Origin of the sequence: Streptomyces sp. NPDC058246, from assembly GCF_042881985.1 — a bacterium.
Taxonomy (GTDB): Bacteria; Actinomycetota; Actinomycetes; order Streptomycetales; family Streptomycetaceae; genus Streptomyces.
Genome location: NZ_JBHVWZ010000054.1, coordinates 1 through 23705, shown reverse-complemented (window position 1 = coordinate 23705; position 23705 = coordinate 1). Strand labels below are relative to the sequence as shown.

At 70.8% G+C, this 23705-nt stretch carries 21 protein-coding genes; 14 read left to right on the top strand and 7 right to left on the bottom strand.

Going from position 1 to position 23705, the window contains the following annotated elements; all coding sequences use genetic code 11:
- Positions 1-33 precede the first annotated feature (33 nt).
- From ACFVXA_RS39745 to ACFVXA_RS39735, 3 genes are all read left to right on the top strand, one after another.
- A complete protein-coding gene (locus ACFVXA_RS39745; RefSeq protein WP_003948845.1) occupies positions 34-132 on the top strand; it encodes a 30S ribosomal protein bS22 in 99 nt (32 codons plus the stop codon).
- A 290-nt stretch (positions 133-422) separates the two neighbouring features.
- The gene (locus ACFVXA_RS39740; RefSeq protein WP_362033443.1) at positions 423-1484 is read left to right on the top strand and encodes an NAD-dependent epimerase/dehydratase family protein; all 1062 of its coding nucleotides are present in this window, start codon (positions 423-425) and stop codon (positions 1482-1484) included.
- A gap of 14 nt (positions 1485-1498) precedes the next feature.
- Complete coding sequence (locus ACFVXA_RS39735; protein ID WP_389758897.1) at positions 1499-2554, top strand: lysophospholipid acyltransferase family protein; 1056 nt, start codon at positions 1499-1501, stop codon at positions 2552-2554.
- A gap of 188 nt (positions 2555-2742) precedes the next feature.
- Here ACFVXA_RS39735 and ACFVXA_RS39730 read toward each other — a convergent pair whose 3' ends face one another.
- The 3 genes from ACFVXA_RS39730 to ACFVXA_RS39720 all read right to left on the bottom strand — a co-directional run bounded on the left by ACFVXA_RS39730 (position 2743) and on the right by ACFVXA_RS39720 (position 6484).
- Positions 2743-3969 (bottom strand): DUF5667 domain-containing protein, encoded by a 1227-nt coding sequence (locus ACFVXA_RS39730; RefSeq protein ID WP_362033438.1) that lies wholly within the window; start codon positions 3967-3969, stop codon positions 2743-2745.
- A 363-nt stretch (positions 3970-4332) separates the two neighbouring features.
- The gene (locus ACFVXA_RS39725; protein WP_362033435.1) at positions 4333-5103 is read right to left on the bottom strand and encodes an ECF subfamily RNA polymerase sigma factor, BldN family; all 771 of its coding nucleotides are present in this window, start codon (positions 5101-5103) and stop codon (positions 4333-4335) included.
- Between the two features lie 427 nt (positions 5104-5530).
- On the bottom strand, positions 5531-6484 hold the full coding sequence (locus ACFVXA_RS39720; protein ID WP_362033432.1) for an HAD-IB family hydrolase: 954 nt from the start codon (positions 6482-6484) through the stop codon (positions 5531-5533).
- Between the two features lie 128 nt (positions 6485-6612).
- Between ACFVXA_RS39720 and ACFVXA_RS39715 the strand changes: the two genes are divergently transcribed.
- The 6 genes from ACFVXA_RS39715 (at position 6613) to hemB (ending at position 13677) form a co-directional block, all read left to right on the top strand.
- Entirely contained in the window at positions 6613-6927 is a 315-nt protein-coding gene (locus tag ACFVXA_RS39715; protein WP_383911860.1) for a glutaredoxin family protein, read from the top strand.
- Between the two features lie 353 nt (positions 6928-7280).
- Positions 7281-8039, top strand: a complete 759-nt coding sequence (locus tag ACFVXA_RS39710; RefSeq protein ID WP_362033429.1) for a redox-sensing transcriptional repressor Rex — start codon at positions 7281-7283, stop codon at positions 8037-8039.
- Entirely contained in the window at positions 8036-9745 is a 1710-nt protein-coding gene (locus tag ACFVXA_RS39705) for a glutamyl-tRNA reductase (RefSeq protein WP_383747699.1), read from the top strand. The genes ACFVXA_RS39710 and ACFVXA_RS39705 overlap by 4 nt, the downstream gene beginning before the upstream one ends.
- Positions 9742-10788 (top strand): hydroxymethylbilane synthase, encoded by a 1047-nt coding sequence (hemC, locus tag ACFVXA_RS39700; RefSeq protein WP_383747697.1) that lies wholly within the window; start codon positions 9742-9744, stop codon positions 10786-10788. Before ACFVXA_RS39705 ends, hemC begins: the two co-directional genes overlap by 4 nt.
- The gene (locus tag ACFVXA_RS39695) at positions 10785-12488 is read left to right on the top strand and encodes a uroporphyrinogen-III synthase (protein ID WP_384026499.1); all 1704 of its coding nucleotides are present in this window, start codon (positions 10785-10787) and stop codon (positions 12486-12488) included. Before hemC ends, ACFVXA_RS39695 begins: the two co-directional genes overlap by 4 nt.
- Before the next feature lie 190 nt (positions 12489-12678).
- Positions 12679-13677, top strand: a complete 999-nt coding sequence (gene hemB / locus ACFVXA_RS39690) for a porphobilinogen synthase (protein ID WP_362033417.1) — start codon at positions 12679-12681, stop codon at positions 13675-13677.
- Positions 13678-13742: 65 nt separating this feature from the next.
- Here hemB and ACFVXA_RS39685 read toward each other — a convergent pair whose 3' ends face one another.
- A complete protein-coding gene (locus ACFVXA_RS39685) occupies positions 13743-14465 on the bottom strand; it encodes a DUF4232 domain-containing protein (RefSeq protein ID WP_362033414.1) in 723 nt (240 codons plus the stop codon).
- Positions 14466-14629: 164 nt separating this feature from the next.
- Here ACFVXA_RS39685 and ACFVXA_RS39680 point away from each other — a divergent pair, with 164 nt between their 5' ends.
- The gene (locus ACFVXA_RS39680; RefSeq protein ID WP_390028662.1) at positions 14630-16099 is read left to right on the top strand and encodes a helix-turn-helix domain-containing protein; all 1470 of its coding nucleotides are present in this window, start codon (positions 14630-14632) and stop codon (positions 16097-16099) included.
- A 353-nt stretch (positions 16100-16452) separates the two neighbouring features.
- Here ACFVXA_RS39680 and ACFVXA_RS39675 read toward each other — a convergent pair whose 3' ends face one another.
- A complete protein-coding gene (locus tag ACFVXA_RS39675; protein ID WP_383747690.1) occupies positions 16453-16677 on the bottom strand; it encodes a hypothetical protein in 225 nt (74 codons plus the stop codon).
- Between ACFVXA_RS39675 and ACFVXA_RS39670 the strand changes: the two genes are divergently transcribed.
- Both ACFVXA_RS39670 and ACFVXA_RS39665 read left to right on the top strand, forming a co-directional pair.
- The gene (locus tag ACFVXA_RS39670; RefSeq protein ID WP_383747688.1) at positions 16676-17083 is read left to right on the top strand and encodes a DUF4232 domain-containing protein; all 408 of its coding nucleotides are present in this window, start codon (positions 16676-16678) and stop codon (positions 17081-17083) included. The genes ACFVXA_RS39675 and ACFVXA_RS39670 overlap by 2 nt on opposite strands.
- A 301-nt stretch (positions 17084-17384) precedes the next feature.
- Entirely contained in the window at positions 17385-18626 is a 1242-nt protein-coding gene (locus ACFVXA_RS39665; protein WP_383747686.1) for a PLP-dependent aminotransferase family protein, read from the top strand.
- 42 nt (positions 18627-18668) lie between these two features.
- Here the strand turns inward: ACFVXA_RS39665 and ACFVXA_RS39660 are convergent, their stop codons facing one another.
- Positions 18669-19550, bottom strand: coding sequence for a DUF4253 domain-containing protein (locus ACFVXA_RS39660; protein ID WP_384026488.1), 882 nt, complete (start codon positions 19548-19550; stop codon positions 18669-18671).
- Between the two features lie 60 nt (positions 19551-19610).
- Here ACFVXA_RS39660 and ACFVXA_RS39655 point away from each other — a divergent pair, with 60 nt between their 5' ends.
- Positions 19611-19835 (top strand): hypothetical protein, encoded by a 225-nt coding sequence (locus tag ACFVXA_RS39655; RefSeq protein WP_390028661.1) that lies wholly within the window; start codon positions 19611-19613, stop codon positions 19833-19835.
- 10 nt (positions 19836-19845) lie between these two features.
- On the opposite strand, the gene argS is transcribed toward ACFVXA_RS39655, so the two are convergent.
- Positions 19846-21612 carry an arginine--tRNA ligase gene (gene argS / locus ACFVXA_RS39650; protein WP_384026482.1) on the bottom strand — a complete coding sequence of 589 codons (1767 nt, stop codon included), beginning with the start codon at positions 21610-21612 and terminating at the stop codon, positions 19846-19848.
- 191 nt (positions 21613-21803) lie between these two features.
- On the opposite strand from argS, the gene lysS reads away from it, so the two are divergent.
- Positions 21804-23540: a lysine--tRNA ligase gene (gene lysS, locus ACFVXA_RS39645; protein ID WP_362033398.1), complete on the top strand. Its 1737-nt coding sequence runs from the start codon at positions 21804-21806 to the stop codon at positions 23538-23540.
- The last annotated feature ends 165 nt before the right edge of the window (positions 23541-23705 follow it).

Sequence of the window (23705 nt, the reverse complement as noted above, 5' to 3'; positions counted from 1 at the left end):
GCACCGAGTTAAGAGAAGTGAGCGAGGGTAGTCGTGGGCTCTGTTATCAAGAAGCGGCGCAAGCGGATGGCGAAGAAGAAGCACCGCAAGCTGCTCAAGCGCACTCGCGTTCAGCGTCGCAACAAGAAGTAAGCGGCGCCGCAATAGCGCGCGTACTGTGGCCCCCCGCCCGTCGGTGGGGGGCCACAGTCATACCCACCGTCGTGTCCGTCGTGTTCCGGAGTCGTTTTCCGGCCGCGCGATCGTTGTGCATACGCAGGTAGGCCGAATGGCTTGGTCTGATCGTACGTCTGTGGGTGTCGTCACTTCGTGCATCGGGCGGTCATCACAGCGCAACATCAACCCGCTAAGTTGGCCGCACACGGGGAACCCGGCAAGGTACCAGCGGAGCTACGTCCAGTTCTGGAAGGAAGGCGCTGATCTTGGGGAAGGTCGTGCTCGTGACCGGAGTGGCCCGCCAGCTGGGGGGCCGGTTCGTACGACGGATCCAGCGTGACCCGCAAGTGGACCGGGTGATCGCCGTGGACGCGGTCCCGCCCGAGCACCATCTGGGCGGCGCCGACTTCGTACAGGCCGACATCCGGCAGCCCACCATCGCGCGCGTGCTCGCCGAGCACTCCGTGGACACGGTCGTGCACATGGACGTGACGGGAACGGCTCTGAGCGGCGGCAGCCGGACCACGGTCAAGGAGACCAACGTCATCGGGACCATGCAGCTCCTGGGCGCCTGCCAGAAGTCCCCGACGGTCAAGCGGCTCGTGGTGAAGTCCAGTACGAACGTCTACGGCTCCGCACCCCGCGACCCGGCCGTCTTCACCGAGACCACCCCGCCCAAGTCGCTGCCCAGCGGCGGCTTCGCGAAGGACACGGTGGAGGTCGAAGGGTATGTACGCGGCTTCGCGCGCCGCAGGCCCGACGTCGCCGTGTGCGTGCTGCGGTTCGCGAACATCCTGGGGCCGAGCGCGGACTCGCCGCTCGCCTCGTACTTCTCGCTGCCGGTGCTGCCCACCGTGTTCGGCTACGACCCCCGGCTGCAGTTCGTGCACGAGGACGACGTGATCGAGGTGCTGCGGATCGCCTCCGACGAGCCCGAGCGCGGGACGCTCAACAGCGGCACCTTCAACATCACCGGAGACGGCGTCCTGCTGCTCTCCCAGTGCGCGCGGCGGCTCGGCCGCCCCACCGTGCCGCTGCTGCTGCCGGCGCTCTCCTGGGCGGGCACGGCGGTGCGTACCCTGGGTGTCACGGACTTCTCGCCGGAACAGCTGCGGCTGCTGACGCACGGTCGGGTCGTGTCCACCGACCAGATGCGCGAGACGCTGGGATACAAGCCGAAGTACACGACGGCGGAGACCTTCGCGGACTTCGCCCGCAGCCGGGGGCCGGGACTTTTGCCCCCCGAGGCCCTTGCGGGGGCTGTCGACCGGATCGCCGCGCTGCCCCACCTGGGCGGCGGCCACCCCCCGACGCAGAGCGCCAACTGAGGAGCGCATCAACGATGGCGGACGCCAAGGTCATTCCGTTCGACGACGACCGGACGCGCGGGGGTGCTGTGCAGCGCCCGCCGCGGCGCCGGGCCGCCGGGAGCCGGCGCAAGGGCGATCCCGTGGTGGTACGTGAGGTACAGCCCCTGCCCGGACGGGGCCCCACGCAGGATGATGTTCCCGTGACGCGTGAGGAACAGCCGCCCCAGCAGCCGCAGGAGGGCCCCGGCGGCGGCCTGGAGCGGCGTATCGCCGGGGGTCTGGCCTTCCTGCGCCGACGTCTGACGGGCGACTACGAGATCGACGACTTCGGCTACGACGCCGAGCTCACCGACCAGGTCCTGATGTCCCTGATCCGGCCGCTGTACGAGAAGTACTTCCGCGTCGAGGTGAAGGGCATCGAGAACATCCCGTCCGAGGGCGGGGCGCTCATCGTCGCCAACCACTCCGGGACGCTCCCGCTCGACGGCCTGATGATGCAGGTCGCCGTCCACGACAACCACCCCGCCGGCCGGCATCTGCGGCTGCTCGCCGCCGACCTGGTCTTCATGCTGCCGGTCGTCAACGAGCTGGCCCGCAAGGCCGGTCACACCCTCGCCTGCGCGGAGGACGCGGAACGGCTCCTGGAGCGCGGCGAGCTGGTCGGTGTGATGCCGGAGGGCTTCAAGGGCATCGGCAAGCCCTTCAGCGAGCGTTACAAGCTCCAGCGCTTCGGCCGCGGCGGCTTCGTCTCCACCGCGCTGCGCCAGGGCACCCCGATCATTCCGTGCTCGATCGTCGGCGCGGAGGAGATCTACCCGATGATCGGCAACGCGAAGACGCTCGCGCGCCTCCTCGGCTTCCCGTACTTCCCGATCACGCCGACGTTCCCGTGGCTGGGTCCGCTCGGGGCGGTTCCGCTGCCCACCAAGTGGACGATCCAGTTCGGCGAGCCGATCCTCACGGACGGCTATCCGCCGGAGGCGGCCGAGGACCCGATGCTGATGTTCAACCTGACCGACCAGGTCAGGGAACAGATCCAGCACACCCTGTACAAGCTGCTGGTGCAGCGCAGGTCGGTGTTCTTCTGATCATGGCTATACGTTTCTCCTGACCGGGGACGTACGGCTCCTCTCTTCTGGCCGGGGACGTACGTCTCTTCTCTTCTGGCCGGTCTTCTGCCCCGGGGCCCGTTCGACCTTCCGGACATGGCGGTACGACGGTGGGGGCGCCCTTCTGGGGAAGGGCGCCCCCACCGTCGTACTAGCGTCGCTGCTCGCTACTTCGTGTCCTCGCTGTCGATCCCCAGTCCGGGCAGGAGCCCGGGCAGGAGAGGCGGCAGCGTGACGTCCGGTGCGCCGGCCGGTGTGCTCCTGCTGCTGGACGGGGACGAGCTGGTGTCGTCCTTGGGCGGGTCGAGGAGACCGCCCGTGGTGCCGCCGAGCAGGCCGTCGCTGCTGCTGCCCGAGCTGGAGGGCCTGGGCTTGCCGCTGCTGTGGCTTCCGCTGGCGGAACCGCTGGTGGCGCTGGGCGCCGGAGCGTTCGTACCGGACGAGCCGGTGGACTCCTCGCTCCTGCCCCGGTGGCGGCCCGTGCCCTCCGTGGCGGGGGACTGCGGGAGCAGCGAGCGCAGCGGGCCCACCTCTTCGTCTATGGCGTCGAAGACCGACGAGACCTGGTCACTGACGTCGCCGAGCTGGACGGGCAGCCGGTCGCGCAGGGCGCCCCAGGCCTCGCGATGGGACTGGGAGAAGGCGGACAGGGCCTGGATGGCGCCCAGTGAGCCGTCCCGTTCGTACGCCTCGTGCAGCAGGCGGTGGCCTTCTGTGGCGTCGTGCTGCATGCCTGACAGGGCGCGGCGGATCTCGCCGAGGGACTCGTGGTCGAGCTGCCCCGCGCGGTCGCGCTCCATCAGCCGGCGTGCCTCGCTCAACCGGGTCGAGGCCTGGTCGAGGTAGAGCTCGCCGCGATCGCTGTCGCCGTGGGCCATGCCCAGCTTGATGTCCTCCATGCCTCGCTTGAGCCCGTAGAGCGAGTCACCGGGCAGGGCGTCGGAGCTGGCGGCCGCCACGCCGCCGAAGGCTCCCGCGGCCACACCGACGGTGAGCCCGCCCGCCGCGAGGCCTTTCGACAGCCGGGAACGCGGTCGCAATTTCCCCAGCCCGCTCGCCCGGTGCGCGCCCTTGGTCCGATGGGACCGCTGCTCGGGCACCGAAGAACCCGGGCCCTCGCCGCCCGCGGCGGTGCCTTCGAGCAGCATGGCCTCCATCGCGGCGACGAGCTGCGCTCGCTGCACGACCTTGACCTCGGGGTCCAGCTCCGGTTTGGGCAGCTCGCCGAGACCGGTGGCGAGGGCCAACAGCAGGCCCTGCTCGGTCTGTTCCGACGCAGCCTGGGACGGTGCCGATCCATCGGGCTGCTCGGCCGCCGTGCCCTGGTCGGACTGCTCCTCCAGGGCCTGGGCGAAGGCGTTCGCCCGCCGGTGTGCCGATACGTTCGCGATCACTGGCGGCACCTCCTCTCGTCATGACGGTCGACTCCCCAGGGGGTCCTGAGGGTTGCACGCCTTGAGTACATCCACACGATCGAGTGATCGGCGATGGCCAAGGCGTGACCACAGGGAGCCTGTATCCCGCACAACGAGCGTCGCGGCACTTGGGTTACGGACGATGGATGATCGGACCACGAAGGCAACGGACTTTTACGGAAGGTGAGTTGAGCGTCGCTGAGCGTATGGGATCGCTATGGCGTTGGTACGGGGCTCAGCGGCCGTCGTCGGTGGTGCGGGTGTCGGCGGGCGTCGCCGATGGCGCGGATCCCGCGGGCGCCGTCGGTGGTCGGGATCCGACGGGCGTCCGGGAGTGCGGTGTCAGCGGGCGTCGTCCGGGAGCAGCCGGGCCAGGGTGCGGACGGCCCGGTACTGGAGGGTCTTGATGGCGCCCTCGTTCTTGCCCATCACGCGGGCGGTCTCGGCGACGGAGAGCCCTTGGAGGAAACGGAGTGTCACGCACTCCTGCTGCTGGGGATTGAGGCGCCGTACGGCGTCCAGCAGCGCCGCGTTCGACAGGGACTCCAGGACGGAGTCCTCGGGGGAGCGCTCGACCTCGTTGGCGTCGAGCATCTCGCCGGTGGTCACTTCCAGCCGGAAACGGCTGGACTTGAAGTGGTCCGCGACCAGGTTGCGGGCGATGGTCACCAGCCAGGCGCCGAAGTCGCGGCCCTGCCAGGTGAAGGTGCCGATGCGGCGCAGGGCGCGCAGGAACGTCTCGCTGGTGAGGTCTTCCGCGGTCGCCTTCCCGCCGACGCGGTAGTAGATGTAGCGGTACACGGTGTCGCTGTACTGGTCGTAGAGACGTCCGAAGGCGTCGGCCTCGCCGGCCTGGGCGCGCTCCACGAGGTCCATCATCCGGGCGCTGTCACTGTCTGCGGCCGGGCGGCGTGCGGTGGTGGTCGAGCTCGAGCGGCCCCGTCTGCCGACCGCCGCGTTGCCGTCGGCCAGCGCGTAGCAGGGACCGACGGGCGCGGGGACGGCGAAGGCGGGGACGGCGTACGCGGTGGGGACGAAGCCGCGCAGACGGTCCAGGACCGTTGCGCGCAGCGTAGCCAGGCCCGAGGCGTCAACCCCGACGTGTGAGTACACGGGACTCCCAGAGGCAGAGCTTCCATCACGTGCAGTGCGGAACCATTCACCCGTCGTAGCGACGGAGAGGTACCGGTTTGCGTCTGAGGAGAATAACGCTTCGTACAGGCAGCGCTACACCCAGTTGCTCAAATCATCGATTACGTCGCTTCTGTAACCGATTGACGCCTGATCAAGTGCCGGACGGTGACCGGTTGTTGATCGGATCAGTCCGTGTTCCGTTTGACTGCGGGGCGTGTTGTGGCCGTCTGCGGTGAACGGGACTGGCGGGGGCGTTGTGCGGGTAGGACACGGGGATTGCTTCCTTCGCCCCCTCCACCCCTGCCCGTCCCGCGTGCCCGGGGGCCCAACGCCCAGTTCCCCGCGCCCCTGAAGGGGTGCGGGGAACTGCGCGTTCTCTTGGTCGCGGTCTGAGGGCGGCCCTCGGCTAGCGGCGGCGGCGGTGCAGTGCGATGGCGGCGGCCGTGCCGCCCGCTACCGCGCCCACGCCCGCTGCCGCGGGGATGCCGACCTTCGCGGCCTTCCTCGCCGTGCGGTAGTCGCGCAGGCGCCAGTCGCAGTCGCGGGCGTGTTTGCGCAGCTTGGCGTCGGGGTTGATGGCGTACGGGTGGCCGACCAGGGAGAGCATGGGGATGTCGTTGTGGGAGTCGCTGTAGGCCGCGCAGCGGGAGAGGTCCAGGTCTTCCGCCGCGGCCAGGGCGCGTACCGCCTCGGCCTTCGCCGGGCCGTGCAGCGGCTCGCCCACCAGCTTGCCCGTGTAGACGCCGTCCACCGACTCGGCGACCGTGCCGAGGGCTCCGGTCAGGCCGAGGCGGCGCGCGATCACCGTCGCGATCTCCACCGGCGCCGCCGTGACCAGCCACACCTTCTGGCCGGCGTCCAGGTGCGCCTGGGCCAGCCCGCGGGTGCCCGGCCAGATCCGCTCGGCCATGTACTCGTCGTAGATCTCCTCGCCGATCGACATCAGCTCGGAGACGCGGTGGCCCTTGACGATGGAGAGCGCCGAGTCGCGGGCGTCCTGCATGTGCTCGGGGTCCTCGACCCCGGCCAGCCTGAACCATGCCTGCTGCCAGGCGAATCGGACGAGATCGCGGGTCTCGAAGAACTTGCGCTTGTAGAGCCCGCGGCCGAAGTGGAAGAGCGCGGCACCCTGCATCACGGTGTTGTCGAGGTCGAAGAAGGCGGCGGCCCTGTCATCGCCGAGGACCGGGAACTCCGGTTCCCGCGCGGTGTGATCGGGCGCGACTTCGGGCGCGAGATCCGCGAGGTCCTCCAGCTCCTGGGAGGACTTGCGCGCTGCCTCCGCCGAGGCCTCGCCTGCCAACACGCTCCGCGCCGTGGCGGAGCGCCTACGGGGAGTGAGCCATCCGAGAGCGGCCATGTCGTGAGCATAGCCAGTCTGTTCGGTGCTTCCGGAGTCGAGAGGATTCGGCGCTGTGAACTCTCCGCGACCGAGCCGTTAAAGATGTGCGGGGCTTCGGCGCGTCGGCTCGGCGCGGGAGCGAGAGAATGGCCGGTATGAGCCCCATGTTCCGGCGCAGCGATCGCCGTGCGGAGAAGACGAAGGTGACCGACGTGGCGCCGGGGGATCGGCTGGTCACCCTGATCAGGAAGCCCGGGTGCCATCTGTGTGATGACGCACAGGTGGTGATCGAGAAGGTGTGTGCCGATCTCGGAGTCCCCTGGGAGCGGAAGGACATCACCGAGGACGAGGAACTGCACCGTGAGTACTGGGAGCAGATCCCGGTCGTGCTGGTCGACGGCGCCCAGCACACGTTCTGGCGTGTGGACGAGGCACGCCTTCGCAAAGCCCTCACACAGTGAAATCCGTGGGGGAAAGCCCTGCCCCGGCCCCGTCACCGCCCAGTCGTGGCCCCGTTGTGACCTGACTGGGTAGTCCAAGTGGTCCGGAAAGTCGCCTAGGATCGACGGCGATTGGTCTCGGGGGCGGGATTCGTTGAGGAGAGTGTGCGGTTTTGCCCCCTTCAGGTGCGGAACGAAGCTGTCCGCGCGCCGGTTCCATACGGGCGCGCCGGGCGTGCGTGACCCCGGTCACGTTGGCCGGGCAAATCGGACACCATCTTTGTGCACGCGTTCACAAAGACATAGCCTGCATTCGACGGGGCGGTCTAGGTACGTGTGACCGCCTACAGCCCCGCTCTACCCGCAGGAGCACCGTGGCAACTGGCCGAACTCACCGACCGGCGACCCGCAGCCGAGGGATTCCCGAGGCCACCGTCGCCCGGCTTCCGCTGTACCTCCGAGCCCTCACCGCACTGTCGGAGCGCTCGGTGCCCACGGTCTCCTCCGAGGAGCTCGCGGCCGCCGCGGGGGTCAACTCCGCGAAGCTGCGCAAGGACTTCTCCTACCTCGGCTCCTACGGGACGCGTGGTGTGGGGTACGACGTCGAGTATCTCGTGTACCAGATCTCCCGCGAACTGGGCCTGACCCAGGACTGGCCGGTTGTGATCGTCGGTATCGGTAACCTCGGCGCCGCGCTGGCCAATTACGGAGGGTTCGCCTCCCGTGGCTTCCGGGTCGCCGCGCTGATCGACGCCGACCCCGAGATGGCCGGAAAGCAGGTCGCCGGGATCGCCGTGCAGCACAGCGACGGCCTGGAGAAGATCATCGACGAGAACGGCGTCTCGATCGGGGTCATCACCACCCCGCCGGGCGTCGCCCAGGCGGTCTGCGACCGGCTCGTCGCCGCAGGCGTCACCTCCATCCTGAACTTCGCGCCGACCGTGCTGTCCGTCCCGGACGGCGTCGACGTGCGCAAGGTCGATCTCTCCATCGAGCTGCAGATCCTCGCCTTCCACGAGCAGCGCAAGGCCGGCGAGGAGGCCGAGGCCCAGGCGGGCGCCGCGGCCCAGGCCGCCCAGGAGAACAACGGCAAAGGGCCTGACGGGGATGTCCCCGCCGTGATGCCGGCATGAGTCTCCTCGTCGTCGGGCTGAGCCACCGCAGCGCTCCGGTCAGCGTCCTGGAGCGGGCCACGCTGAACGTGGACGCCCAGATCAAGCTGCTGCAGGACACGGTCGCCGCCGAACCGGCCGCCGAGGCCGCGCTGCTCGCCACCTGCAACCGCATCGAGCTGTACGCCGACGTGGACAAGTTCCACGCGGGCGTCGCCGAGCTGTCCACACTGCTCGCCCAGCACAGCGGGGTCGGCCTCGAAGAGCTCACCCCTTACCTCTACGTGCACTACGAGGACCGGGCGGTCCACCACCTCTTCTCGGTGGCGTGCGGGCTCGACTCGATGGTCGTGGGCGAGGGGCAGATCCTCGGCCAGATCAAGGACGCGCTGGCCACCGCGCAGGAGCTGCACACCGCGGGCCGGCTGCTGAACGACCTGTTCCAGCAGGCCCTGCGGGTCGGCAAGCGCGCCCACTCCGAGACCGGTATCGACCGCGCCGGACAGTCCCTGGTCACCTTCGGCCTGGAGCAGCTGTCGTCCGGCGCCGCCGTCGACGCCTGGGCCAAGGGCAAGCGGGCCCTGGTCATCGGCGCCGGCTCCATGTCGTCCCTTGCCGCCGCGACGCTCGCGCGCGCCGGGGTCGCCGAGGTCGTCGTCGCCAACCGCACTCTCGACCGCGCGGAGCGTCTCGCCCAGATCCTCGGCGAGGGCGACGACACGGACGTGCTGGCCCGCGCGGTACCGATGGACGCGGTACCGGCCGAGCTGACACGTGCCGACATCGCCGTCTCCTGTACGGGAGCCACCGGACTGGTCCTGACGGCCGAGTCCGTCGCGGCCGCCGTGGAGGGACGTACGGGCACACCCGCGGTCGTACGGGACGACGCGCAGGCCGCCGGTCCGCCGGGTCACCTCGCTCCCACCAGCGTGGGCACCGAGGACGGCTGCCCGCTCGACCTGTCCGCTGTGCAGGGCGCCACCGGCTTCTCCGTGATGGGGGAGGCCGCGGTGGCCGGCATGGACGCGGCGACGCTGGAGCAGCACGCGGCCTGGGTGGACAAGGGCACCGGAACCGACGAGCGGCGCGACCAGCGTCGTACGCCCGATGCCGACGCCGAGCTGATCACCGCGCTGGCCGCCACCGTCGCCACCGTCGGGCGGGTCCCCGAGCGTCGCAGGCCCGAGCCCGTCGTCGAGGCGCCCCGGCCCGCGCCGGTCCTCGCGCTGCTCGACCTCGCGATGCCCCGCGACATCGACGCGGCCGTGCACCGGCTGCTCGGGGTGCGGCTCGTCGACATCGAGTCGCTGGCGGAGGCTTCCGCGGACGCGCCGATGGCCGCCGACGTGGACCAGGTGCGCAGGATCGTCTCGCAGGAGGTGGCCGCCTTCAGCGCCGCCCAGCGGGCCGCGCACATCACGCCCACCGTCGTGGCGCTGCGGACCATGGCCGCCGACCTCGTCGCGAGCGAGATCGCGCGGCTCGACGGACGACTGCCCGGCCTCGACGAGAAACAGCGCGGGGAGATCACCCAGACAGTGCGGCGCGTCGTCGACAAGCTGCTGCACGCACCGACCGTACGGGTCAAGCAGTTGGCCGCAGAGCCCGGCGGCGCCGGGTACGCGGACGCGCTGCGGACCCTGTTCGACCTGGACCCCGAGACGGTCGCCGCCGTCTCGCGGGCCGAGAACAACACCGAGAACGCCAAGAACCGAGGGCGAGCATGAGTGAGCCACGTGAGCCACAAGGGCGCGCAGTGGATAAGGGGCCACTGAGGCTCGGAACCAGGCGCAGCCAACTCGCCATGGCCCAGTCCGGGCTGGTGGCGGACGCCGTGAGCCAGGTGACCGGACGGCCCGTCGAGCTCGTCGAGATCACGACGCACGGCGACACCTCCCGCGAGAACCTCGCGCAGATCGGCGGCACCGGCGTATTCGTCACGGCGCTGCGTGACGCGCTGCTGCGCGGCGAGGTCGACTTCGCCGTTCATTCGCTGAAGGACCTGCCGACCGCGCAGCCCGACGACCTCGTGCTGGCCGCCGTGCCGGTACGCGAGGACCCGCGCGACGTTCTCGTCGCCCGCGACGGCCTCACCCTCGCGGAGCTGACCGCTTCCACGCCGGAGCGGCCTGTCCGCATCGGCACCGGTTCGCCGCGCCGCATGGCCCAGCTGAACGCGTACGCACGCAACCACGGGATGACGATCGAGACGGTCGCCATCCGGGGGAACGTCGGCACGCGCATCGGATACGTGCGCAGCGGGGAGCTCGACGCCGTCGTACTCGCCGCCGCCGGACTCAACCGCCTCGGGCGGATCGAGGAAGTGGCGGAGTTCCTGTCCGCCGACACCGTTTTGCCCGCCCCCGGCCAGGGGGCCCTCGCGATCGAGTGTGCCGCGGACAACGCGGACCTCGTCGCCGCGCTCGGAGAGCTCGACGACCCGTTCACCCGGGCCGCCGTGACCGCCGAGCGGTCCCTGCTAGCCGCCCTGGAGGCAGGCTGCAGCGCACCCGTGGGTGCGCTCGCCGACCTCCCCCAAGCTCTCGACTTCGCTCGAGCAGGGGGGACCTCCACGGCCGACGGGCAGGTTGTCAAGGAAATGCGCCTGCGCGGCGTCGTCGGCACGACCGACGGCTCGACGCTGGTGCAGTTGTCCACCACCGGTCCCGTGCCCGAGACGTACGACCAAGCAATGGCGCTCGGCCGTGAACTCGCCGCCGAGATGCTTGCCAAGGGCGCGGCCGGTCTGATGGGGGAGCGAGCACTTTGAGCCCCACCAACCTTCCCGCCGGTCCGGAACACGGGCACGTCACCTTCCTCGGTGCCGGACCCGGGGATCCGGGACTACTGACACTGCGCGCCGTCGAGGCGCTGGCGAACGCGGACGTCCTCGTCGCCGAGCACGAGGTGCTCGACGTGGTCCGTGTCCACGCCAGACAAGGCGTCGCCGTGGTGCATACGGATTCGGATGCACCGTCGGGTGCGTATCCGGGCACAGGCACGCCTCAGCTGACGGTTGTTGACGGCACGTCGACAACCGTTGGTGACCCTGCGTCGAGGGACGCCGCCAATCTTGTCATGGCGGCCGCACGGGGCGGCAAGCGGGTCGTGCGTGCGGTGTCCGGGGACCCAGGACTTGATACGCACGCCGCCGAGGAAATGCTCGCCTGCGCCGCCGCGGGTGTTCCGTTCGAGGTGGTGCCCGGTATCGCGGCCGCCGTCGGCGTGCCCGCGTACGCGGGGGTTCCGCTGCGCGACGCGCAGGGCGCGGACGTCCGGTTCGTCGACGCCCGGTCGGCTTCGGACCGCTGCTGGACCGAGGTCGGGGCGTCGGACGGCACGGTGGTCGTCTCGGCGACGCTGGACTCCGTGGCCGCGGCCGCGGGCGAGCTGGTGGCCTCGGGCCGCAAGCCCGATACGCCGATGACGGTGACGATCGCCGGTACGACGACGCGTCAGCGCACCTGGTCGGCCACCCTCGGCACGATCGCGCAGACCCTGAAGCAGGCGAAGGTGCTGCCGTCCCCGGACGGCGGCCGGCCGGTGATAGCCGTGGTCGGTGAGCGTTCCGCAGCCGCCCAGCGCGACCAGCTGTCGTGGTTCGAGTCCAAGCCGCTGTTCGGCTGGAAGGTGCTCGTGCCGCGTACGAAGGAGCAGGCGGCTTCGCTCTCCGACCAGCTGCGGTCCTACGGGGCCGTGCCGCACGAGGTGCCGACTATCGCCGTCGAACCGCCGCGCACGCCCCAGCAGATGGAGCGCGCGGTCAAGGGGCTCGTGACCGGCCGCTACGAGTGGATCGCCTTCACCTCGGTGAACGCGGTCAAGGCCGTACGAGAGAAGTTCGAGGAGTACGGGCTCGATGCCCGTGCCTTCGCCGGGATCAAGGTCGCGGCGGTGGGCGAGCAGACGGCGAAGGCGCTGGTCGCCTTCGGTGTGAAGCCGGATCTGGTGCCGAGCGGTGAGCAGTCGGCGGCGGGTCTTCTCGAGGACTGGCCGCCGTACGACCCGGTGTTCGACCCCATTGACCGGGTGTTCCTGCCGCGTGCCGACATCGCCACGGAGACTCTTGTCGCCGGGCTGATCGAGCTGGGCTGGGAGGTCGACGACGTCACGGCCTACCGGACCGTGCGGGCCTCGCCGCCGCCGGCGGACACCCGGGAGGCGATCAAGGGGGGCGGCTTCGACGCCGTGCTCTTCACGTCGTCGTCCACGGTGCGGAACCTGGTCGGTATCGCCGGCAAGCCGCACAACGTGACGGTGATCGCCTGTATCGGTCCGGCGACGGCCAAGACGGCCGAGGAGCACGGGCTGCGGGTCGATGTGATGGCTCCGGAGCCGTCCGTGCACAAGCTGGCGGAGGCGCTGGCCGACTTCGGGCTGCGGCGGCGGGCTGCCGCCCTGGAGGCGGGGGATCCTGTCACCCGGCCCAGCGAGCGGCGGCCCGGGGCGCGGCGGAGGCGGACCACCTAGCGCCGGTGGGGGCGGGCGGGCGGTTTGTTTTCGCCCCCACCGCCCCTGCCCGTCCCGTATCCCGGGGGCTGCAGCCCCTCAGACCCCCGCACAGGCCTGAACGGCCTCGTCCTCGAACGCCGGACGGGCTGAGGGGTCACCGACAGGTCGTCGGCATAGGTGCCCGTGAGGCGGGCGTAGCGTAGACGCCATGACGAAGTACGGATCCTTCCCCGGTACGCGGCCGCGGCGGCTGCGTACGTCGCCCGCGATGCGGCGCATGGTCGCCGAGACCCGACTGCATCCGGCCGACTTCATCCTGCCCGCCTTCGTGCGGGAGGGCGTGAGCGAGCCGGTGCCGATCGCGGCGATGCCCGGGGTCGTCCAGCACACCCGGGACAGCCTGAAGAAGGCGGCCGTGGAGGCACTGGAGGCGGGAGTCTCCGGGATCATGCTCTTCGGAGTGCCGGAGGACGCGAAGAAGGACGCCGTCGGCACGCCGGGCACCGACCCGGACGGGATTCTGCAGGTCGCGATCCGCGATGTGCGCGCCGAGGTCGGCGACGAGCTGCTCGTGATGTCCGACCTGTGCCTAGACGAGACCACCGATCACGGCCACTGCGGTGTCCTGGACGAGCAGGGGCGCGTCGACAACGACGCCACGCTGGAGCGGTACGCCGAGATGGCCCAGGTCCAGGCCGACGCCGGCGCGCACGTCGTCGGGCCGAGCGGAATGATGGACGGGCAGATCGGCGTCGTTCGCGACGCGCTCGACCAGATCGGTCGCGAGGACGTCGCCATCCTCGCCTACACCGTCAAGTACTCGTCCGCCTTCTACGGTCCCTTCCGGGAGGCCGTCGCCTCCTCGCTCCAGGGCGACCGCAAGACGTACCAGCAGGACCCGGCCAACGTGCGGGAGTCGCTGCGGGAGTTGGCCCTCGATCTGGAGGAGGGCGCCGACATGGTGATGGTCAAGCCGGCCGGCCCCTACCTGGACGTCCTCGCGCGGGTCGCCGACGCGGTCGACGTGCCCGTCGCCGCGTACCAGATCTCCGGCGAGTACTCGATGATCGAGGCGGCGGCGGAGAAGGGCTGGATCGACCGTGACAAGGCGATCCTGGAGGCCCTGACCGGCATCAAGCGGGCCGGGGCCCGGAACATCCTCACCTACTGGGCCACCGAGGCCGCCCAGAAGCTAGGCGCTCAGTAGGTCCACAAGTACCCACTAATTGGTCAGGTGCTCACCCTTTGGTGAGTGAGCCGGCCGTGGGTGGGTCAGTAGGTCAGCGCGTCGTCCAGGCTCTGCTGCCAGTACGTCACCGTGAGCTTGTCGTCGACGTACACGCCCTTCGCGGGGAGCGCCGCCCGTGCGGTGCTGCCGCTGTCGAAGCTGATGGTGAGGGTCTTGGCCGTGTAGCCGTTCGCGCCGCTGCCGTCGCCGCCGGACAGGAGGACGCCCGCGTAGCCGGACTCGCCGGGGGCGAGGGTGACGACCGCCTGGGGGTGGGTCTCCTCGGCGACCGGGGGGACCGCCTGGGCCTCGCCGAAGCGGGCCTTCGGGTAGCCGGTGAGGTCGCAGTTCTTCGAACCGGTGTTGGTGACGGTGAGGAGGAGGTGGTTGAGGGGGCGGGTGACCTCGGTGGCGGTGGTCTTGGTGTTGGCGCCGGTGCAGGGGGTGTTGCGGGTGGTGCTGCCTCCGCCTGTCGTGCCCCCGGTGGTCTTGCCCGTCGAGCCGCCCGTGGAGCCGTTCGTCGTGCCTCCCGTCGTGCCTCCCGTCGTCGTTCCGCTGTTCCCGGCCGGCTTCGCCGTCGAGCCTCCCGCGCCTCCGGTGGACGTCGACCCACTCGACCGGCCCGGCTGCGTGGAGGGCTTGGACGCGGAGGAGGACGGGCCCTCGTCCCGTACACCCTGCCCGTTGTCGCACGCCGTGAGGGCGAGCGCGGCGAGGGCGACCGTCGTGGCGGCGAGGAGGCGTGTGCGGGCGGTGCGTGCGGACATGGGTGATCCCCCTGTGAGTGTGGCTGGTTGAGTGGGCCGCACGACCGGTCGGCCGGACCGGCGTGCTTGGATGACCACAGCTTGTGCGGTGATCCGTCCCGGCCGCCACGGTTGCCGGGGGATATGGGACGCCGGAACGTTCGTACGGGGTCTGACCTGGGGGAATGACATCCCCCTGGAACGCGGACCGGGACGCGGGGGATGGAGGAGCGGTGGTGGGGGACGAGTTCGCGGCGCTGCTGCGGGAGCTGAAGGAGCGGTCCGGACTCAGTTACGGAGTGCTCGGCAAGCGGCTGCACCTGAGCACCTCGACGCTTCATCGGTACGTCAACGGGGATGCCGTACCGACGGATTACGCGCCCGTGGAGCGACTCGCGCGACTGTGCAAGGCGACTCCCGAGGAGCTGCTGGAGCTGCATCGGAGGTGGGTGCGGGCCGACGCGATGCGGGGGCAGAAGGGGGCGGAGATCCCCGCCGCGGGGGTGGACTCCGGGGGTGGCGCCCTACGGGACGCCGAACTTGATGGCGTACCGGATGGCGTACGGGGTGCCGAAGCTGACGGCGTACGGGGTGCCGGGCGCGATGGCGGACCGGATGCCGGGCCGGATGCCGAACCTGATGGCGTACCGGGTGCCGTCACGGATGCGGTGACGGATGCGGTGACGGGCGTGGTGTCGGAGGTGGCCTCGGAGGCTGTGCCCGGTGGGCGGCGTCCCGGTGGGCGGCGTCGGCGGCGGCGGATCGTCGCGCTCGCCGGTGCCGGGGTGGTGGCCGCCGTGCTGTCCGCTGTGCTCGTCGTGAACCTCGTGCCCGGCCACAAGAACGACGGCCAGGGGGCGGGGGAGGCGCTGGCCGTCTCCGTGCCGCCCGCCATCGGCACACGCGCGGGCGGCGCGTCGCCCGAGGTGACGCACTCGTCCCCCGCGGCATCCCCCGCGGCGTCCGGCTCGGCGTCCGGCTCGCCCGGCGGCAGTCCGGCGGCGTCCGCCGCGCACGGTGCCGCGGCCACCGCGCGCGAGTCCGGCGCCGACGGGGCCACCGCTCCCGCCGTCGCCACCAACGCGTACAAGTTCGAAGACCCGTGCAGCCAGCACTATCTGGTGAACCGGAAGCCCGCGCAGGTGCCCCCGCCGCCGAGCGAGCAGGACGCGCGGGGGTGGGTCACCGCGCTCGGCGGGGTCGCGGGCAAAGACCAGTTTCTTGCGCTGACCGTGCAGGGCACCGGGAAGGCGACCGTCGTGCTGGAGGCGCTGCATGTGCGGGTGGTGCAGAAGGGGGCGCCGCTCGCCTGGAACGACTACGCCATGGGCGTGGGCTGCGGCGGCGGTGTGTCCACGAAGACCTTCGACGTGAACCTCGACGCCGGGCGGCCGGACGTCACGCCGAAGCACGGGCAGCGGGACTTCCCGTACAAGGTGAGCGAGTCCGACCCCGAGGTCTTCTATGTGTCCGCGCACGCGCAGGCGCATGACGTCAGCTGGTATCTGGAGCTGGACTGGTCCAGTGGGGACCGGCAGGGGACGGTGCGGATCGACGACGACGGGAAGGCGTTCCGGACGAGCGGGAACGTGGGGCGGCCGGCCTACGACCATCCGCTGGGCGGCAGCGAATGGGAGACGGCCCCCGCCGGCTAGGGCGCTCCTCCTTTCGCCATGCTGCTGTTCCGGCCGTGTTCTTTCACCGTCTCGCCGCGCTGTTCCGGCCGTGTTCTTTCACCGTCTCGCCGCGCTGTTCTGGCCCTGCTCTGTCACCGTCGTGCCTCGGTGTCCTGGCCGAGTTCTGTCACCGTCGTGCCACAGAGCGCCGAACAGGTGAACCCCGCAAGGCCGCACTGCTCTCTGAAGCGACGGGTGCCGATGAGAACAGGTGCCTGAACTTCTACTTCGGGGGACTTCATGCAGAACGGGACGCAGCACCGGACGGGTATCCGCAGGGCCGCTCTGGCGATGGTGACCGCGTCGGCGGCCACCTTGCTCATGACCGCGTGTCAGCCGGGCGGGAACGGGGCGGGGGCGGGCGCTTCGACGTCGGGCGTACCGGCCAAGCCGGCGGCCTCCTCCGGCGCCCCGACGTCCGCCGCATCGCGGCCTGCCGGGGCGGGCTCGTCGACGCGGCCCGCGGGTAACGCCTCTCCCACGGCCGCGGGCTCGGTGTCCGCGACGGCGACCCCCTCCGCGAAGACGTGCGCCGTGGCGGACCTGGAGGCGTCCATGTACCAGGCCGACGTCCGGCCGGAGGGCACCGGGACCGGAGCGGCGATCGTCCAGTTCACCAATGTTTCCGGCAAGCCGTGCGTCGTCCAGGGCCATCCGACGGTGGCGGGGGCGGGCAATGGCTCCCCGGAGAAGAACCATCCGCTCAAGGTGACGACGGCGGGCTCCGCGTCCAAGGTGGTGGTCGCACCGGGCGGGAAGGCGTGGACGAAGCTGACGTTCGTCCAGGTCCAGGGTGAGGCCGACGGCTACTGCGTGTCCGGATCCACGCCTGTCACCTATCCGACCCTGGTGGTGGGCCTCCCGGCCGCCGGATCACACCAAGTCGCCCTCGACGACGGCGTCCTGGCCGAGTGCGACGACAAGGTGACCGTCACCGCCGTCTCCGCGACGAAGCCCTCCTGACCTCGGGATGCGGGGACACGCCTCGGGGACGCGGGGGCACGCCTCGGGGACGCGGGGGCACGCCTCGGGGACGCGGGGGCACGCCTCGGGGACGCGGGGGCACGCCTCGGCGAGGCTCTCGCACGGCAGCCGGGACATCGGCACGCACTGCCAGCCGTTCTCGAACGGGTCCACGAGAGGCGGCATGGGCCGGCAGCCTGCGGGCGGTCCCGCGTCCGTATCGCGGAATTGACGGGTGTAGGCGGCACGTATCCGCCTAGGGTGCGGTCACGAGCCGTCGCAGGGACAAGGAGCCGTCACCGTGACCGTCAGTGATTCCGCATCCGTGACCGCCGCCGCCCCCGTACCGCCGCTTGCCGCCGCCGCCCCCGTACCGCCGCTTGCCGGGCGGGCCACCGCGATCGGTGGCTCGCCGGTACGGGACATCCTCGCGGTCACGGGCCGCCCCGAGGTGATCAACTTCGCGGGTGGGCTGCCCGCCCCGGAGTTGTTCGACGTGGAGGGGATCGCCGCCGCGTACCGGGACGTGCTGGCGGAGGTGCCCGAGCGGGCGTTGCAGTACGCGACGACCGAGGGTGAGCCGGGGCTGCGGGCCGCGCTTGCCGAGCGCACCGGCGCGCGCGGTCTCGCGACCGATGCCGACGAGGTACTCGTGACCACCGGCTCGCAGCAGGCGCTGTCCCTGCTCGCCACCGCGCTGCTGGAGCCCGGCGACGTCGTACTCGTCGAAGACCCCTGCTATCTGGCCGCGCTTCAGGCGTTCAGGTTCGCGGGAGCACGGGTGATCGCCGTGCCGGGTGACGCCGACGGCATCGACCCGTGGGCACTGGAAGACCTGGTGATCCGGGAGCGGCCCAAGCTGCTCTACACCGTGCCGACCTTCCAGAACCCGACGGGCCGCACCATGCCGGGCGAGCGGCGGGCCGCCGTCGCCGCCGTGGCGGCCCGGCGCGGGCTGTGGATCGTCGAGGACGACCCGTACGGTGAGCTGCGCTTCGAGGGAGAGCGGGTGCCGTGGATCGCCTCCTACGACGGCGCCGGGGACCGGACGGTGCTGCTCGGGTCCTTCTCGAAGGTGATGGCGCCCGGGCTGCGCCTCGGCTGGCTGCGCGCGCCCGCCGCCCTGCGCAGGGCCTGCGCCGTCGCCAAGCAGGCCGCCGACCTGCACACCCCGACCGTCAACCAGCTCGCCGCCGCACGCTACTTGGCCGACCGCGACCTGGACGCCCATGTGGCACGGGTCGCCGGCGTGTACCGCGAGCGGCGCGACGCCATGCTCGACGGGATCGCCGACGCCCTTCCGGCCGGATCCAGTTGGACCCGGCCCGAGGGCGGCATGTTCCTCTGGGCGCGGCTGCCCGAGTCGTACGACACCACGGCCCTGCTTCCGCGTGTGGTGGAGCAGGACGTGGCGTACGTCCCCGGGGCGCCGTTCTACGCGGGTGAGCCCGACCCGGCGACCCTTCGGCTCTGCTTCGTCACCCAGACCCCGGAAGAGATCGGGGAGGGGCTGCGCCGGTTGGGGAGGGGGCTGCGCGGCTGAGATCTCAAGGGGCGGGGGCGATGGACCGCGGGGCGGGAGCCCTCAGTCCCACCAGAAGGACCACACCCGCTGACCGAGCACCTCGTGCTTCGCGTAGGCGCGCAGCGCCTCGTGGTCGCCCTGCGTGATGTTGTCCGGGCAGAAGGCGAAGTGCTCGGCGGCGACGGCCTCCGCCTCGGCGGTGGTGGTGGGCGGGGCCGCCACGGAGAGGACCAGCTGGTCGAAGGTGAGGGCCACGACGCGTATGCCGAAGCGGTCCTCCCAGGAGCGGAGGACGGCGCACAGGCGCGCCACGTCGCCCTCGTAGTTCACCGGGCCGGACCAGCCGATCGCCGCCGGGATGTCGGCGCTGCGGCGCGCCGGGACCAGGGCGAGGCGCGGCTCCTTCAGCCAAGTGCCGCTGTCCGTGAGGGAGTCGGCGATCTCGGCGGCGCGGGCCTCCGGGGCGGCGGCGCGGGCCGTGGCGGGGGCGAGGCCCGGCCACCCGGGGCCGTACGGCGCGACGGTCTCGTCGTACGTGTTCGGCTCGCCGAAGACCTCGACGACCTTCTCCTTGCCGGGGTACTCCTCGTCCGCGCCGAGTTCGTCCTCCGCGTACTCCTCCCAGAACTCCGCGAGCACCTCGTCGGCGTCGTGATCCCCCGGATAGGAGACCTCGCCCGGCATCAGCTCCCACTCCTGCGGCCCGCCCTGGGCGCCGCCGACGTCTATGAGGAGGGGGAGCAGGCCGGACGCGCGCGCGGAGGAACCCAGCACCGCCCAGTCACCGGGGGCCGCCGTCCTGTCGGCATGCCACAGCAACGGCTCGTGCCACGGCCCGTCGTCGGTCGAGTCGATCAGTCTCCCGGCCGGGAGTTCAAGCCCGAGTGCACGGCCGCTCGGGTCGGCCGCCAGCTGCGGCAGCGGGTTGGGAAGTGTCGCCATGCCAGTGACTGTAGGGGCAGCCACTGACAACGGGCTTCGGGGTCCCGTGCCCTGTACGCAGTGAATGTCGGCCGGGCCATCACGGACAACGGGCTGGAGTTGGACGACCCGGGTGTCGTGCTCGGCCACCGCTGGCGCCCGGACGGCGACGGCCCCGTTCCGGAGACGGCCGACCCCGCCTACCTCGCCACCCTCGACGACATAGAGAAGATCCGCTTCCGTGACATCGACGACGCCACGGACGCGGACATCAACTTCTACACCGCCACGGGCCGCAAGGGCTGATCGCGGACGATCAGAGCCGCTCGGGCGTCCTGATGCCCAGCAGGGCCATGCCCCGGTGGAGCGTACGGGCCGTGAGGTCGCACAGGAACAGGCGGTTCTCGACCTGGGCCGGGGTGTCCGCCTTCAGGACCGGGCACTCGGAGTAGAACGTCGTGTAGAGGGACGCCAGTTGGTAGAGGTACGCCGCCAGCTTGTGCGGCGCGTACTCGGCGGCGACCTCCGCGAGCGTCTCCGTGAAGCGGTCCAGGTGCAGGCCCAGTTCCCGCTCCGCAGAGGCGAGTTCCACCTCCGGGTGGGCGGCCGGGCGGACGTCGCCCGCCTTGCGGAGGATCGACTGGATACGGGCGTACGCGTACTGGAGGTACACGCTCGTGTCGCCGTTCAGCGACACCATCTGGTCCAGGTCGAACTTGTAGTCGCGGTTCGCGGACGTCGACAGGTCCGCGTACTTCACCGCGCCGATGCCGACCTGGGCACCCCGCTCCGCGATCTCCTCCTCGGACAGCTGGCCCTGGGTGTCCTTCTCCCGTACCACCGCCGTGGCCCGCTCGATCGCCTCGTCCAGCAGATCCACCAGCCGGACCGTCTCGCCCTCACGGGTCTTGAACGGCTTGCCGTCCTTGCCCAGCACCGTGCCGAAGGCGAGCTGGTGCGCCTTGACGTCGTCGTTCAGCCAGCCGGCCCTGCGCGCGGTCTCGAAGACCATCTTGAAGTGCAGGGACTGGCGGGCGTCGACCACGTACAGGAGCGTGGACGCCTTGAGGTTGAAGACACGGTCGCGGATCGCCGACAGGTCGGTCGCCGCATAGCCGTACCCACCGTCCGACTTCTTCACGATCAGCGGGACCGGGTTGCCGTCCGGGCCCTTGACGTCGTCGAAGAAGACGCACAGCGCGCCCTCGGAGCGGACCGCCACGCCCGACTCCTCCAGGAGGCGGCAGGTCTCTTCCAGCATGTCGTTGTAGCCGGACTCGCCGACCACGTCCGCGTCGCGGATCTCCATGTCCAGCTTGTCGAAGACCGAGTTGAAGTAGATCTTCGACTCGTTCACGAACACCTGCCAGAGCGCGAGCGTCTCGTCGTCGCCCGCCTGGAGGTCCACCACCCGGCGCCGCGCCCGCGTCTTGAACTCCTCGTCGGTGTCGAAGACCGCCCGCGCCGCCTTGTACAGGCGGTTCAGGTTCGACATGGCCTCCTCGCCGGACACGTCGCCGCTCTTGTGGTCCAGCTCGTGCGGGTGCTCGATCAGGTACTGGATGAGCATGCCGAACTGGGTGCCCCAGTCGCCGATGTGGTGGCGCCGGACGACGGACTCGCCGGTGAACTCCAGGATCTGGACCATCGCGTCGCCGATCACGGCCGACCGGAGATGGCCTACGTGCATCTCCTTCGCCACGTTCGGCTGCGCGTAGTCGATCACCGTCGTACCCGGGTGCTCCGCGGACGGCACGCCGAGGCGCTCGCCGTCCGCGTACCGCGCCGCGAGGTTCTCGGTGATCGCCTTGTCGGTGATCGTGATGTTCAGGAAGCCGGGGCCGGACACCTCGACGTCCTTGATCACGTCGCCCGTGGTGATCCGCTCGACGACCTGCGTCGCCAGCTCGCGCGGGTTCGCCTTCGCCTTCTTCGCGAGGGCCAGGATCCCGTTGGCCTGGAAGTCGGCCCGGTCGCTACGTCGCAGCAGCGGGTCCGCGGAACCGGCCTCCGGCAGGGCTGCCGAGAGAGCGTCCGCGAGGCGCTGATGGACGGAAGCGGTGAGGGACGTGACCGAGGCCATGGAGTGGATGCCGTTCTCCTCGAAGATTCAGATAGACCCCGCCAGTATCCCATGAGGGGTCAAAAGAATTTCGCGCCCGCCACAGGCCCCCGCGCTCTGGCCGCGACCGCGGTGAAAAGCCGTTTTCGTGGTTCCCGCCGGAGCTGGGAGAATGGTCCCGTCAGCCGTACTGGCGTATGAGAAAGAAGGACGTGCCGATCGTGGCTCAGAGCACCGAGACCACCGACTGGGTCTCCCGTTACGCGGATGAGGTCATCGAGGAGTCGGAGCGCCGAGCCCCGGGCAAACCCGTCGTCGTCGCGTCCGGGCTCTCCCCCTCCGGCCCGATCCACCTCGGCAACCTCCGCGAGGTCATGACCCCGCACCTCGTCGCCGACGAGATCCGCCGCCGCGGGTACACCGTGCGCCATCTGATCTCCTGGGACGACTACGACCGCTACCGCAAGGTCCCGGCCGGCGTCCCCGGTATCGACGACTCCTGGGCCGAGCACATCGGCAAGCCCCTGACCTCCGTCCCGGCCCCGAAGGGCTCGGAGCACCCGAACTGGGCCGAGCACTTCAAGGCCGCGATGATCGAGGCGCTCGCGGAACTCGGCGTCGAGTACGACGGGATCAGCCAGACGGAGCAGTACACCTCGGGCGCCTATCGCGAGCAGGTCCTGTTCGCGATGAAGCACCGCGGTGACATCGACGCGGTCCTCGACCAGTACCGCACCAAGAAGGCGCCCGCCAAGAAGCAGCAGAAGCCTTTGGACGAGGCCGAGCTCGAAGCCGCCGAGGGCTCCGGCGCCGCCGCCGAGGACGACGGCAGCTCCGCCGCCGGGTACTACCCGTACAAGCCCTACTGCGGCCGGTGCGAGAAGGACCTGACGACCGTCACGGCGTACGACGACGAGACGACCGAGCTGACGTACACCTGCTCCTCCTGCGGATTCTCCGAGACCGTCCGGCTGAGCGAGTTCAACCGCGGCAAGCTGGTCTGGAAGGTCGACTGGCCGATGCGCTGGGCCTGGGAGGGCGTGATCTTCGAGCCGAGCGGCGTCGACCACTCGTCTCCGGGATCCTCCTTCCAGGTCGGCGGGCAGATCGTCGGGATCTTCGGCGGCAAGCAGCCGATCGGACCGATGTACGCCTTCGTCGGCATCAGCGGCATGGCGAAGATGTCCAGCAGCAAGGGCGGGGTCCCGACCGCGGCCGACGCGCTCCAGATCATGGAGCCGCAGCTGCTGCGCTGGCTGTACGCCCGCCGCCGCCCCAACCAGTCGTTCAAGATCGCCTTCGACCAGGAGATCCAGCGGCTGTACGACGAGTGGGACAAGCTCGCGGCCAAGGTCGCCGACGGTTCCGTCCTTCCGGCGGACGCCGCCGCGTACGCGCGCGCGGTGGGCACCGCCGCCGGGGAGCTGCCCAGGACCCCCCGCCCGATGCCGTACCGCACCCTCGCGTCCGTCGCGGACATCACCGCCGGCGCCGAGGACCAGACCCTGCGGATCCTGAGCGAACTCGACCCCGAGAACCCGCTCACGTCCCTCGACGAGGTCCGGCCCCGGCTCGACAAGGCCGAGACCTGGATCAACACCCAGGTCCCCGCCGAGGAGCGCACCGTCGTCCGCGACGAGCCCGACGTGGAACTCCTGAAGTCCCTCGACGACCAGGGCCGCGAGTCGCTGCGGCTGCTGCTCGAGGGCCTGGAGGCCAACTGGTCCCTGGACGGCCTCACCCACCTCGTCTACGGCGTCCCCAAGGTCCAGGCCGGCTTCCCCGCCGACGCCACCGCCAAGGAGCTGCCGGCGGAGATCAAGGTCGCCCAGCGCACGTTCTTCGCGCTGCTGTACCACCTGCTGGTGGGTCGTGACACCGGGCCGCGGCTGCCCACGCTGCTGCTGGCCGTGGGGCAGGACCGGGTGCGCAAGCTGCTGGGCGCATAGCGGTTCCGGTCGTACGAGGAGTCGTACGAGCAAGGTGTACGAGGAGGGGGGGGGCCGGGTTGACACCGGGCCCCCCCCCACGACCCCCTCCGGCGGGCGGGCCTGCCGATGGGAAGTGGGGCACCAACACCAACGGGTTGAAACGGGTGTTGGAGCGGTCAGGGA

What these genes read in the sequence shown, in the direction of transcription:
- ACFVXA_RS39715 (WP_383911860.1), top strand. Translation starts at nt 6,613, where the DNA reads ATGGCCGGTATGAGCCCCATGTTCCGGCGCAGCGATCGCCGTGCGGAG.
- ACFVXA_RS39735 (WP_389758897.1), top strand. Translation starts at nt 1,499, where the DNA reads ATGGCGGACGCCAAGGTCATTCCGTTCGACGACGACCGGACGCGCGGG.
- ACFVXA_RS39680 (WP_390028662.1), top strand. Translation starts at nt 14,630, where the DNA reads ATGACATCCCCCTGGAACGCGGACCGGGACGCGGGGGATGGAGGAGCG.
- ACFVXA_RS39720 (WP_362033432.1), bottom strand. Translation starts at nt 6,484, where the DNA reads ATGGCCGCTCTCGGATGGCTCACTCCCCGTAGGCGCTCCGCCACGGCG.
- ACFVXA_RS39685 (WP_362033414.1), bottom strand. Translation starts at nt 14,465, where the DNA reads ATGTCCGCACGCACCGCCCGCACACGCCTCCTCGCCGCCACGACGGTC.
- ACFVXA_RS39705 (WP_383747699.1), top strand. Translation starts at nt 8,036, where the DNA reads ATGAGTCTCCTCGTCGTCGGGCTGAGCCACCGCAGCGCTCCGGTCAGC.
- hemB (WP_362033417.1), top strand. Translation starts at nt 12,679, where the DNA reads ATGACGAAGTACGGATCCTTCCCCGGTACGCGGCCGCGGCGGCTGCGT.
- ACFVXA_RS39670 (WP_383747688.1), top strand. Translation starts at nt 16,676, where the DNA reads ATGTACCAGGCCGACGTCCGGCCGGAGGGCACCGGGACCGGAGCGGCG.
- ACFVXA_RS39675 (WP_383747690.1), bottom strand. Translation starts at nt 16,677, where the DNA reads ATGGACGCCTCCAGGTCCGCCACGGCGCACGTCTTCGCGGAGGGGGTC.
- ACFVXA_RS39660 (WP_384026488.1), bottom strand. Translation starts at nt 19,550, where the DNA reads ATGGCGACACTTCCCAACCCGCTGCCGCAGCTGGCGGCCGACCCGAGC.
- hemC (WP_383747697.1), top strand. Translation starts at nt 9,742, where the DNA reads ATGAGTGAGCCACGTGAGCCACAAGGGCGCGCAGTGGATAAGGGGCCA.
- argS (WP_384026482.1), bottom strand. Translation starts at nt 21,612, where the DNA reads ATGGCCTCGGTCACGTCCCTCACCGCTTCCGTCCATCAGCGCCTCGCG.